The 11,847-nt window shown below is 63.8% G+C and carries 14 protein-coding genes; 11 read left to right on the forward strand and 3 right to left on the reverse strand.

What is annotated here, in order from left to right; all coding sequences use genetic code 11:
- Positions 1-3: 3 nt before the first annotated feature.
- The 9 genes from VIM95_RS16915 to VIM95_RS16955 are packed head-to-tail and all read left to right on the forward strand — an operon-like array spanning position 4 to position 7,342.
- Positions 4-276 (forward strand): hypothetical protein, encoded by a 273-nt coding sequence (locus VIM95_RS16915; protein ID WP_331988061.1) that lies wholly within the window; start codon positions 4-6, stop codon positions 274-276.
- A 33-nt stretch (positions 277-309) separates the two neighbouring features.
- Entirely contained in the window at positions 310-1,536 is a 1,227-nt protein-coding gene (locus VIM95_RS16920) for an NAD(P)/FAD-dependent oxidoreductase (RefSeq protein ID WP_331988062.1), read from the forward strand.
- Positions 1,524-2,096: a DUF3261 domain-containing protein gene (locus VIM95_RS16925; RefSeq protein WP_331988064.1), complete on the forward strand. Its 573-nt coding sequence runs from the start codon at positions 1,524-1,526 to the stop codon at positions 2,094-2,096. The genes VIM95_RS16920 and VIM95_RS16925 overlap by 13 nt, the downstream gene beginning before the upstream one ends.
- 5 nt (positions 2,097-2,101) lie before the next feature.
- Positions 2,102-3,286: a beta-ketoacyl-ACP synthase gene (locus tag VIM95_RS16930; RefSeq protein WP_331988066.1), complete on the forward strand. Its 1,185-nt coding sequence runs from the start codon at positions 2,102-2,104 to the stop codon at positions 3,284-3,286.
- Entirely contained in the window at positions 3,283-3,750 is a 468-nt protein-coding gene (locus VIM95_RS16935) for a hotdog family protein (RefSeq protein ID WP_331988068.1), read from the forward strand. The genes VIM95_RS16930 and VIM95_RS16935 overlap by 4 nt, the downstream gene beginning before the upstream one ends.
- Positions 3,743-4,474: a 3-ketoacyl-ACP reductase FabG2 gene (gene fabG, locus VIM95_RS16940; RefSeq protein WP_331988070.1), complete on the forward strand. Its 732-nt coding sequence runs from the start codon at positions 3,743-3,745 to the stop codon at positions 4,472-4,474. Before VIM95_RS16935 ends, fabG begins: the two co-directional genes overlap by 8 nt.
- Positions 4,471-5,706 carry a beta-ketoacyl-ACP synthase gene (locus tag VIM95_RS16945; RefSeq protein ID WP_331988071.1) on the forward strand — a complete coding sequence of 412 codons (1,236 nt, stop codon included), beginning with the start codon at positions 4,471-4,473 and terminating at the stop codon, positions 5,704-5,706. Before fabG ends, VIM95_RS16945 begins: the two co-directional genes overlap by 4 nt.
- 8 nt (positions 5,707-5,714) lie before the next feature.
- On the forward strand, positions 5,715-6,422 hold the full coding sequence (locus VIM95_RS16950; RefSeq protein ID WP_331988073.1) for a 4'-phosphopantetheinyl transferase family protein: 708 nt from the start codon (positions 5,715-5,717) through the stop codon (positions 6,420-6,422).
- Between the two features lie 17 nt (positions 6,423-6,439).
- Positions 6,440-7,342 carry a polysaccharide deacetylase family protein gene (locus VIM95_RS16955; protein ID WP_331988075.1) on the forward strand — a complete coding sequence of 301 codons (903 nt, stop codon included), beginning with the start codon at positions 6,440-6,442 and terminating at the stop codon, positions 7,340-7,342.
- Positions 7,343-7,363: 21 nt separating this feature from the next.
- On the opposite strand, the gene VIM95_RS16960 is transcribed toward VIM95_RS16955, so the two are convergent.
- Both VIM95_RS16960 and VIM95_RS16965 read right to left on the reverse strand, forming a co-directional pair.
- Complete coding sequence (locus VIM95_RS16960) at positions 7,364-8,197, reverse strand: 2OG-Fe(II) oxygenase (protein ID WP_331988077.1); 834 nt, start codon at positions 8,195-8,197, stop codon at positions 7,364-7,366.
- Between the two features lie 97 nt (positions 8,198-8,294).
- Positions 8,295-9,788 carry a carbohydrate-binding protein gene (locus VIM95_RS16965; protein ID WP_331988079.1) on the reverse strand — a complete coding sequence of 498 codons (1,494 nt, stop codon included), beginning with the start codon at positions 9,786-9,788 and terminating at the stop codon, positions 8,295-8,297.
- A gap of 664 nt (positions 9,789-10,452) precedes the next feature.
- Here VIM95_RS16965 and VIM95_RS16970 point away from each other — a divergent pair.
- Both VIM95_RS16970 and VIM95_RS16975 read left to right on the forward strand, forming a co-directional pair.
- A complete protein-coding gene (locus VIM95_RS16970; protein ID WP_331988081.1) occupies positions 10,453-11,127 on the forward strand; it encodes an SOS response-associated peptidase in 675 nt (224 codons plus the stop codon).
- A gap of 6 nt (positions 11,128-11,133) precedes the next feature.
- Positions 11,134-11,517, forward strand: coding sequence for a hypothetical protein (locus VIM95_RS16975; RefSeq protein WP_331988083.1), 384 nt, complete (start codon positions 11,134-11,136; stop codon positions 11,515-11,517).
- Here VIM95_RS16975 and VIM95_RS16980 read toward each other — a convergent pair.
- Positions 11,514-11,847 (reverse strand): hypothetical protein (locus VIM95_RS16980; RefSeq protein ID WP_331988085.1); only part of this gene is annotated, 334 nt, incomplete at its 5' end. The genes VIM95_RS16975 and VIM95_RS16980 overlap by 4 nt on opposite strands.

Here is an 11,847-nt window from a genome sequence, read left to right on the forward strand (position 1 = left end):
TTCATGCCCGTGCAGCACGCCAACCGCTTTATCCTGCGCCATATCCGCACCGTCGAGATGATCGGCGTGCTGATGCGCATCTTCAGCTTCAGCCTGGTGAGTTGGATGGGGCCTGAGAGCCCCTTCATGTTCGTCTGGGTATTCAATACCATCGACGCCATCATGCTGGCCTGGTGCTCGCGCCTGCGTCGCGACCCGGCCTACACCTTACTCAATACCTTCTGGATACTGGTCGGCGTGATCGGCATCCTGCGTGCTGCACAGCTCATCCACTGAGCCGAATAGATAGATACCTACGAGGAGAGAAGCATGCGTGTAGAACAGACCGAGATCCTGATCATCGGTGCCGGACCGGCCGGCTCGGTGGCGGCGGGCCTTTTGCGCAAGCAGGGCCGCCAGGTGCTGGTGATCGAGAAAGAGCAGTTCCCGCGCTTTTCCATCGGCGAGAGCCTGCTGCCGCAGTCCATGGCCTATATCGAGGAGGCCGGTTTTCTGCGCGACGTGGTCGAGGCCGGCTTCCAATACAAGAATGGTGCTGCTTTCAGGCGCGGTGAGCAGCGTACCGCCTTTGACTTCCGCGACAAATTTTCCGAAGGCTGGGCAACCACCTACCAGGTGCAGCGCGCCGACTTCGACCACGTGCTGGCCAAGGCAGCCGAGAAGGCCGGGGCCGAGATCCGCTATCGCCACCAGGTCGTGTCGGTCGATGTCGCGGGCGAGCGTCCCTCGGTCAACGTGCTGTCGCCCGAGGGTGAGACCTACCAGGTCTGCGCCCGCTTTCTGCTCGATGCCAGCGGCTTTGGCCGTATCCTGCCTCGCCTCCTGGACCTGGAGACGCCCTCCGCCTTCCCGGTACGTGGCGCTTACTTCACCCATATCGAAGACCACATTCCGGTGGGCAGCTTTGACCGCAACAAGATCCTGGTGAGCGTGCACCCCGAGCACGTGGATGTCTGGTTCTGGACCATCCCGTTCTCCAATGGCCGCTGCTCGCAGGGCGTGGTGGCCCGTACCGAATTCCTCGAGCGCTATAGCGGTACCGAGACCGAACGCCTGCGCGCCATCATTGCCGAGACGCCCACCCTGGCCCATCTGCTCAAGGATGCGGTCTGGGATACCCCGGCCCGCAAGCTCACCGGCTACGCCGCCAATGTGAAGTCGCTGTGGGGCAAGGGCTATGCCTTGCTGGGCAATGCCGGCGAATTCCTCGACCCGGTCTTCTCCAGCGGTGTGACCATCGCGGTCAAATCCGCCAGTCTGGCCGCCGCCGCCATCGCCCGTGAATTTGAAGGTGAACCGGTGGATTGGGAGGCCGACTACGCCAAGCCGCTCAAAGCCGGGGTCGATACCTTCCGTGCCTTTGTCGAGAGCTGGTACGACGGCGGCTTCCAGAAGGTGATCTTCCACGAGAATGGTGCGCCCGAGATCCGCCGCATGATCTCCGCCATCCTCGCGGGCTATGCCTGGGACCGCAGCAACCCCTATGTGGCCGAACCACGTCGGCTCAAGACCCTGGAGCAGCTGTGCAGCGCCTGATTGTCCTCTTTGCCCTCCTGCTGGCGGCCTGTGCCACGGTCCGCCAGCCGCCGCTGGTGCTACCCAGCCTGCAGCTCGCACCAGGCGCCTTTGGCCAGAGCGTGAGCTTGGTCCAGCGTTTGCGCTTGGAGCAAGCGGGCATCAACCGCTTGACCAGCCGCCCCACGGCGCCGCGTACCCTGGATGCCATCCTGGAAATCGACCCAGATAGGGTACAACTGGCCGGCATCGCCTTCGAGCAGCGGGTCCTGACGATATTGTGGGATGGGCATAAGCTGCGGGAAAACCGCCATCCCTTCCTGCCGGCCGAGATAGACGCGGCCCGGGTGTTGCGCGATGTGCAATTGGTCTATTGGCCGCTCGAGAGCGTGGCGGCGGCGCTGCCTGCCGGTTGGAGCGTGGCAGAGCAGGGCGAGTCACGCAGCCTCAGCTACGGTGGAGAGGCCCGGGTGACTGTGACCTACCGTGGCCGCCCGCGTTGGGTGGGGCAGGCCGAGATCGACAACAAGGTGGAAGGCTACAAACTGACCATCGATTCCACCGTACAAGCAGGATCCTGAGCGCGATGCAGGCAGCGGTATACCTGAATGAAATGGGCGTGGTCTGTGCCCTGGGCAAGGACCAGGCTACGGTACGCACTGCCCTGTTTGCCCCGCAACCGGGTGGTGTGGCCGAGACCAGCGAGGTGTTGCCCGGCAGGGCACTGCACCTGGGTAGGGTCGGCGGCGAACTGGCCGACACGGCAGTACTGCGGCCGGCGCTGCGCAGCCGCAACAACGCCCTCGTGCTGACCGCGCTGGCGCAGATACGCCCCGCGGTCGATGCGGCGATTGCACGCTATGGCAGCCATCGCGTGGCGGTGGTGCTGGGTACCAGTACCTCGGGCGTGGGCGAGGGCGAGCGGGCCATCGCGCACGAGGCCAGCCACGGTGTATTGGCGCCGGAATTCCATATTTCCCAGCAGGAGATGGGCTCGCCTGCGATGGCCTTGAGCGAGCTCCTGGGCCTGGCTGGCCCCGCCCTGGTGGTCTCGACTGCCTGTTCATCGAGCGCCAAGGCCATGGCCAGCGCTGCGCGGCTGCTGCAAACCGGTATGGCGGATGCGGTGATCACCGGTGGCGTGGACGCACTTTGCCGTTTTACCGTTGCTGGTTTTGCTGCGCTGGAGTCGGTCTCGGCACCGCGCTGCAACCCGCTGAGCGCGAACCGCAACGGCATCAATATCGGCGAGGGCGGGGCATTGTTTCTCGCTACGCGCGAGCCCGGCCCGGTCCGGCTCAGTGGCTGGGGCGAATCCTCCGATGCCCACCATATCTCCGCCCCGGCACCCGACGGCCGCGGCGCCCGTGCCGCCATGCAACAGGCCTTGGAGCGAGCTGGCCTGGCTGGCGACGAAATCGACTATGTAAACCTGCACGGTACCGCCACGCCGCAGAACGATGCGATGGAAAGCCTGGCCGTGGCCGAGCTCCTGGCCAAGGACGTGCCGGTGAGCTCCACCAAGCCGCTGACCGGTCATACCCTCGGCGGCGCCGGGGCCTTGGAGGCCGCCCTGTGCTGGCTGAGCCTGGTGGACAACCCGCAAGGCCGGCTGCCGCCGCACTGGTGGGATGGCGCGGCCGACCCAGCCTTGCCTTCCTTGCATGTGGTGGCTCCCGGCGAGGTGCTGGGTAGACCGCTGCGCCACGTGCTGAGCAATTCCTTTGCCTTTGGCGGCAGCAATGCCAGCCTTGTGCTGAGCGGGGCATGATGCGCGAGCCGGTCAGCCTGTCCATTGCCGAGCTGGTGCCGCATGGCGGCACCATGTGCTTGCTTGACCGTGTGGTCGAGGCAGATGCCGAGAGCCTGCGTGCCGAGCTGGAGATCCGCGCCGATAGCCTGTTCTTCGATGGCACCGCCGTGGGGGCTTGGGTAGGCATCGAATACATGGCCCAGGCTGTCGCTGCACTGGGTGGCTGGCATGCACGCCGCCAGGGGGCGGCACCCAAGGTGGGCTTTTTGCTTGGCAGCCGCCGCTATAGCGCCAATCAGGCGACCTTCGCCTTGGGCCAACGACTGGTCGTCGAGGTAAGGCGCGAATTCCTGGCCGACAATGGCATGGGCCAATACGACTGCCGCATCGAGTGCGATGGCGCGGTGCTGGCCAGTGCCACGCTGACGATCTTCGAGCCGGTCGATGTGGCCGGCTTTCTGAAAGGACAGACCCATGAGTGAGCGCACCGTCCTAGTGACCGGTTCCAGCCGGGGCATAGGCCGCGCCATCGCCTTGCGCCTGGCGCGCGAGGGTTACGATCTGGTACTGCATTGCCGCAGCCGCGTGGATGAGGCGGAGGCGGTGGCGATAGAGATCCGTGCCCTGGGCCGCGCGGTGCGGGTGCTGCAGTTCGACGTAGCCGACCGCCAGCATGCTGCCGAGGTGTTGCTGGCTGATGTCGAAGCGCACGGCTGCTACTACGGTGTGGTCTGCAATGCCGGCATCGCCCGCGACAATGCCTTTCCGGCCATGCCGGCCGAAGACTGGGACGCGGTGATCCACACCAACCTCGACGCCTTCTACAACGTGCTGCACCCGCTCACCATGCCGCTGGTTCGGCGTCGCAAGCCCGGTCGCATCGTCACCCTGGCTTCAGTTTCCGGGATCATGGGCAACCGTGGCCAGGTCAATTACAGCGCCGCCAAGGCGGGCATCATCGGCGCCACCAAGGCGCTGGCGACCGAACTGGCCAGTCGTGCCATCACGGTCAACTGTGTGGCGCCGGGACTGATCGACACCGAGATGATCGAAGCGCATGTGCTGGAAGAAGCGCTCAAGATCATCCCCGCCAAGCGCATGGGCAAGCCCGAAGAGGTCGCCGCCACCGTGGCCTTTCTGCTGAGCGAGGATGCGGCCTATATCACCCGTCAGGTGATCTCGGTCAACGGGGGCATGGTGGGATGAAGCGTGTTGTCGTTACCGGCTTTGGCGCCATCAGCCCTTTGGGGCACGACTGGACCAGCGTGGAGGCACGGCTGCGCGCTGGCCGCAATGTGGTACAGATCATGCCGGACTGGGCCGACTACCGCGGCCTCAACGTCCGTATCGCCGCGCCGGCCGCGCCTTTCGAGCTGCCGCCGGAACGCTACCACCGCAAGCGCCTGCGCAGCATGGGCCGGGTCGCCATCATGGCCACCCGCGCCAGCGAACTGGCGCTGGCGGACGCCGGCCTGCTGGACGACCCGTTGCTGAGCAGCGGCCGCATGGGCATCGCCTACGGTTCTTCTACCGGTACGCCTGCAGCTGCCAGCGACTTTGCACGCATGCTGTACGAGAAGACCACCGACGGGCTGGCTGCCACCACCTATATCAAGATGATGTCGCATACCGCCGCGGTGAACGTGGGCGTGTACTTTGGCATCACCGGCCGCATTGTCACTACCTCCAGTGCCTGTACCTCGGGCAGCCAGGGCATAGGCTACGCCTACGAGGCCATCCAGTCCGGCAAGCAGGTTGCCATGCTGGCCGGCGGAGCGGAGGAGATGGATGTGACCGAAGCTGCCATCTTTGACACCCTGTTCGCCACCAGTACCGGCCACAACGAAACGCCCGAGCTGAGTCCACGCCCCTTCGATAGCGCCCGCGACGGCATGGTGCTGGGGGAGGGCGCCTGTACCCTGGTGCTGGAAGAGCTGGAACATGCGCTGGCGCGCGGCGCCACCATCCATGCCGAGGTATTGGGCTACGGTACCAATAGCGACGGCCGGCATGTCACCCAACCCAGTGCCGACACCATGGCGGTAGCCATGCAGCTGGCGTTGGATGACGCCGGGCTTGCACCCTCGGATATCGGTTACATCAACGCCCACGGCACGGCCACCGAGCATGGCGACATTGCTGAGAGCCAGGCTACCCACGCCCTGTTCGGCAACAAGGCGCCTATCTCCTCGCTCAAGAGCTATATGGGCCACACCCTGGGCGCCTGCGGTGCGCTGGAGGCCTGGATGAGCATAGAGATGATGCGCGCTGGCTGGTTTGCTCCCACGCTCAACCTGAGCGAGCCCGACCCGCGTTGCGCCGAGCTGGACTATCTGGTTGGTGGGGGACGTGCGCTGCAGACTGATATCGTCATGAGCAACAACTTTGCCTTTGGCGGCATCAATACGTCCCTGATCTTCCGCCGCTGGCAGCGCTAGGGGTAACGGTGCTGCTGCTGGCCCTGGCCCAGGTGGTTAAGCTGCATGCCGAATGGTCGGTGGGCGGGGTGTTGCAGACGGATGAAACCGCGCGTGTCGCGGGTTTCTCACGCCCCCAGCGGCGAGCCCAGTTCCTGGCCGGACGCTGGCTGGCCCGACGGCTGCTATGCCAAGCCGTTGGCGGGGCACCCGCGGATTGGACCCTTAGTGCCACGGCCGGTCGTCCACCCCAGGTACTGGGGCAGCCCAACTGGCGGTTGTCGGTCAGCCATAGCGGTGATTGGGTTGCCTGCGCGTTGGCAGATCGACCGGTCGGGATAGACCTGGAGCGTACGAACAGTGGCAGGGACGTGGCGGCCATGGCTGCCCTGGTCTGCCATCCTTCAGAGGCCGCAGAATTGGGCCAACTGCCTGCTGCCGAGCAAGAGGCCGCACTGATCGCCATGTGGACGCGCAAGGAAGCCTGGCTCAAGCAGCAAAGTGCTCCGTTCGAGCTGGCCCGCATGCGGCATCTGGCAGGATTGCCGGCATCGATGGCAGCGTCTTGCGCTTTGACCTGGTCCAGCCCGGTGCCGGGGCTGGCGTTGTCACTGGCAGCAGAGCGGGTTGCCGAGGTAACGCCCCTTTGGCCTGAGGGTTGCAAGGTGCTTGAGCCGGCATGCTACCGGTTGGCTGAGCAAGCGCATGAACCGAGCAGGGCAGGCCGCCCTGGCTGATCGCTGGACTAAGTATCTTGAACAAACTTTTCTTTCTACCGCCCGTTACCCGTCGCTGGCTGCCTGTGTTGGCCGCCAGCCTGCTGTGTGGCCAGGCCTGGGCTGCAGCGCCTATCCGCTTTCTGCTGACCTTTGACGATGGCCCCAGCCTTTGGCGCAGCACGCCAACCCAGCGTATCCAGGCCCAGCTGGCCGACAACCCGACCATGCCGGGCATCAAGGCGGTGTTCTTTGTACAGACGGCACATCGTGACCATGGTGGCAGCGCGGCCGGTCAAAAACTGATGCACGACAGTTGCGAGGCAGGCCACCTGCTGGCCGTCCACTCCGGCAGCCCACGTGGACATATCCCCCACGTAAAGCTGGCACCGGAAGAACTGGCGCAGTCGCTGCAGGACGGCCGGCTGGCCATTCAAGCGCAATGCAAGCAGGCGGTCACGCTGGTACGGCCGCCCGACTGGGAATACAACGACGCCACGCTGGCCGCCTACCAGGCAGCCGGCATGGGCATGCTGCTCTCTGACCTGAGCGCCAACGACGGCAAGATCTATGGCTGGATCATCAGTCTGCGCCGCCGTTCCCATCTGCATAGGGAACTGGAAAACGCCGCCAAGGCCTACGCCCAGGGCGCCTTGCCCGAGGTGGATGGTGTCACCCCCTTGGTGATGACCTTCCACGATACCAACCCCTATACCGCCGACCATATGAGCGAGTACCTGCAGATATTGGTCGAAGAGGCGAGGGCGGTGGGTCTGCCGCTGGCGGAAGAGCCCTTCTACAAGCGCACCGACGAGCTGGAGCGCGCGGCCCAGCGCCGGGCATCTGAGGTGCGTTTTGTCTGTGACGATGTGTCGCGCAGCGTGACCTTTGCCGAGCGTTGGCTGCAGCGGGGCGCGGATCTGCGACGGGGCTGCATTTGAGGGGCTTGGGATGAAGCAGGGCTATCCGTACCGGCCCTGCCTTACCCACTTGGTCATGATCCACTTCTCGCCATCCACGACCGGCGCGCCGCCGTGTAGCGACAACGGGTCCAGCTGGCCCTCGCCGTTGCAATAGCGGAAGTAGACCGCGCCGCCCTTGCGCGGCGTGACCGAGAGACCCACGTCCGGGAAGATGGTCTCGCCGCCACCCGCCACATCGTTGAGATAGATGATCAGGGTGGCCACGCGCTGGCCGCCTCGCGCCAGGTGCAGGGCGCTGCCTGCCTGGGTAGGGGGGAAATAATCGAAGTGCGGGCGGTACTCCCCGCCCACCTCGTAGCGCAGCACCTGCAGGCCCTCGCCGTTCTCCACGGGCCATTGCATCAACCGTGCGGCACGGCGTTCCAAGCGGGTGATGAATTCATCCTCGCCGCGCGCAAAGAAGGTGCCCTGGCTGGTGCGGCGGGCAATCACATCTTCCTGTCCGGTCTGCGGGTTCACCGTGGTGGAACGGACCAGCTTGTCGTGAGAACGGCGCATCATCTCGTCGCATTCCTCCAGCGAGAGGAAGTCGGCAAATACAACCAGCTGGGGCTGTTCGCAACGCAACAGCACCTGTACCTCGCGGTCTCCTACGTCGATACGGTTATCGGCCGGTATCGGCATTGCGTCGTAGCGGTAGTCGGCCTGCGGCGCCGCCTCCGCTACGGGGTTCAGGGCAGTTTCGATCGCAGCCAGTGCGTCAGCGCGGCGAAAGCCGCCACCTTCCATGGCGGCAACCATGGAATCCACCGAACAGCCGCGTTGAATGTTCTCCGCCAGCCAAGCCTGCCAGGCAGGGTCGAGCGTAGGCATGGTCACCCTCGTGTGTGTATGCATTACTGGAATATATATCGCCCGCGAGCGCAACGGGCAAGGCAGACCGGGTTACCCCGGCCTGCCTCAAGGGCGCTTACAGGCCCAGGTTGGAGATAAAACTGTTGGTGAAGCCCAGCCGGCCGGCCTGCCCGTAGCTGTTGCAGGTCGGCGAGGCGAAGCCCGGTGCGCAGTCATTGTCACGGTCCAGCGACCAGAAGTGCACGCCGGCGAGGCCGTTCTGCTTGGCGAAGGTCGAGAGCGTGGCCACGTCTGCCAGGGTGAAGGTCTCATCCTGGGTATCGTTGCCGCCGATCATCGGCGTCAGCTCGATCTGGTTGTATGGCACGCCATAGGTGTTGTGCAGATTGATCGCCGCCTGGATGGCCGAGCGGCCCATGTCGCACTTGCCATTGCTGCCGACCACGCAGTTGGTGGGCGTGGTGCTGCCGTAGTCCATCACCATCAGGTTGATCAGGTAGTTGGATAGGCCATAGCTCTTGATCGCCTGCATGGTCATCACACCGGCATTGCCCAGGCTTTGGGCGGCGTTGCCGCCCAGGGTCGCCAGGGTAAAGCTGAAGCGAAGTTTCGGGTAGGAGCGCTGCGCCGTGATCACCCGCTTGACCAGGTTGTTGATGGTGTCCTGGCTTTGGCCGGCTTCAATATCAAAATCCACGCCCAGCAGGTTGGACGAGTTGTAGGTATTGATGAACTTGGCAAAGCCCGCATCGGTACCGCAGCTGAAGGAGCCCGCCGCGCCGCCGGTGGAGAGGATGTAGAACTTGCCGGCATTGACGAAGCTCTGCACGTTGGCGCTTGCCACGGCAGAAGGCGTCAGCCCGCCCCAGTTCTCGCTGCCGCACTCGCCGGTGGCGAAGGACCAGGTCAGCACCTTGGCCTTGGCCGGCAGCACATTCAGCACCGGCTGGGCAGTACCGGTCACCGCGGTGGAGATCACCGTGGTGTTCCAGTTCATATTGACGGTGATGTCCTTGTAGGGGCCGAACACCAGACCGGCCGGTGCAGGCGTCGGCGTGGGTGTTGGGGTCGGTGTGGGTGTGGGTGTGGGTGTCGGGGTGGGCGTAGGTGTGCCGCTGCAGTTGCCGTTATTGGTCCAGGGCTGGCCACTGCCGCTCGGGCCGCTGTTGGTGGCCGGGTTCTGGCCCTGCGTCCACCAGTTGGCGGTGTAGTTCACCCCGTTGTAGGTCACCTTGTCGCCACCGTTATAGGCCTTGGCGCTATCCCAGGCGGCATAGCAGCCGGCGCTCGGGGTGGGTGTGGGGGTCGGTGTCGGGGTTGGCGTAGGAGAGGGGGTAGGCGTGGGCGTGGGTGCCGGCGCGCTGCCATCTGCTCCCAGGTCGGCCCACAGGCTGGTATTGGTCGGGTTCCAGCCGGTGCTGGCGTAGTCGGTCTGGTTGACCAGTGCGCGGTAGTCGCGGCCTTGATAATAAACAATGGTACCGGCGGTATAGAAGGTATCCGGTTGCCAGGCCGGGTAATTGGCGGCCAACGCCTGTGCAAGGAGCAGGGCAGGCAGGGCGGCCAATGCGAGCTTACGGGAACCACGGGCAAACTTGGTAACAGACATCGTATCCATCTCCACAGTTGATGACAGGGGCCTCACAGAGAGCCGCTAGCCAACCCTTCTGGCGTTGTTGTGCAGGCTTGCCGTACTAGTTGTACTGTCTGCGCCTGCTCGCCTAGCCAGAACCGCTTCGCTGGGTTGGCTAGCGGCTCTCGGGCAGTCACCCGGTCATGCGTGCCACTTATGTGCTTTTAAGGTGACTACGATACCAATATGTAATACGTATTAAATTTGTATTCAAGTGATCTGTATATAAATTATGCCAATGTGCTGTAAATACTATAAGGCGATAATTTGTAAGAAGAATTTGGAATGACAAAAGCAATACCGGTATTGTGGATGGTCTGTGGATTAGCGCCTGGCGCTAAGCATGAATCGCGCCATAAATGCCAGCGTCATTGATTGAAACGTGGAGAGCGGAACCATGGGCGGTAAGGCTCGCCAGCAGGCCGGCGGGGGGGGAGTGGGATGGAAGTGGTTGCGCCGGAAATGGAAAAGGGCCTAGCCTTGCGGCTAAGCCCTTGATTCCTTGGTGCCGGAGATAGGAGTCGAAATATACGTAAAATCAAGCTATTGAGTGATGTGTGGGTAATATTTGGGGAGTGTGTTCTCGAGTCGCCCCCTATTTTCCCCGCAGCTCCCAACGCTGCCTGCTAGGCTTCACGCCATGTGCGGCCGATACAACGTCATCGACAGCCCGGAAGTCCGCGCCCTCTGCGACATCCTGGGCATCACCACCTACCCCCCCACTCGGCTGAATATCTCGCCCGGCGGACAGGGCGAGTTCATCGCCGAGATCGACGGCGCACGGCAGCTGACGACCGGCTACTGGTCGGCGCTGATTGAGCCCAAGGCCACCGGGGGGTATCGCCCGAATCCCAAGTTCAAGACCTTCAATGCCCGCAGCGACCGGCTGACCTCCAGCCCGCTGTGGAAGAAGCTTTACAGTTCAAAGCGCGCCATCATCCCGGCCACCGGCTGGCATGAATGGATGGAGGGACCGGACGGCAAGAAGCAATGCTTCCAGCTCGAGTTCGGCGACCAGGCTATCGCCTTCGGCGGGCTGTATCAGCTGTACCAGTTCGGCGAGGAGCTGGTGCCGGCCTACTCGATCATCACGCTTCCGCCGCATGAGCGGGTGGCACACATCCATGAGAAGAGCTTGCCGTTGATTCTGCAGCCCAAGGACTTCGACATGTGGCTCGATCCGACCTTCAAGCAAACCGACGCCTTCGCCGACTTGATGCAACCAGTGCTGCGGCACGTTTTGCGGGCAATCCCTGTCAATAGCCCCAAGGACATGCTGGCCGTTGGTCCGGTGGAGTTGATCCCCCCTGACTAGCTATTGGTGAACGAACGTTCTCTTGGCTATCATGCGGGGATGCTAGTTTCCCTCTACCTACTCCGCCGCGACGGCGCGCGCATCCCAGATCGGGATTGGAAGAATAGCCCCAGGATAGGCTCTATCAACCTGAGCACAGTTGCGACTGCGCGGCAGCTCTCTTTTCAGCCTGACGGTACGCAACTGTCAGGCATTGGCCTCACCCTCTTTGAGCCACAGTTGACCCACCTGGGTGACAGGCGGCTCCGCTTCCGAGGCTTTGAAGTCATCGGCGGCGAAAAGGGGCGGGCGGTGGTCCAGGAATGGCTTTGCGAGCTGTATGACCGGCCCATGCCGGCGGTGTCGCTGGCCTATGCAGATCGTGGCACGGCCAGCCCGGGCAGCAGTTAGAACGACCACCCCGCCATAATCCAAGCCTCGGCAGCCCGGCCCGGCGGCTTCAGCGCCAACCCGCCGACGCTCGCCTGGCCCAGGTTCCGGCTGACGCCGGCACCATATCCACCCCCCGGCTTGTACAGCACTGAGGCTGTCCACCGCGGCGGCTCGGTCGGCACCGGCGCCGGCTCCAGCGGGATATCTACCGCATCCAGCACCTCGCCATTACTCGAACTGAAGACCATGCGCCGGCCGCCGTCCTGTTCACGCACCAGGCTGTAATCGACGGTGACTGGCGCGAAACTTTCCGGGGCTGAATTCCCGTTACGCGAAACCGGCTTAGCC

Source organism: Chitinimonas sp. (genome assembly GCF_036568685.1).
Lineage (GTDB): Bacteria > Pseudomonadota > Gammaproteobacteria > Burkholderiales > Chitinimonadaceae > Chitinimonas.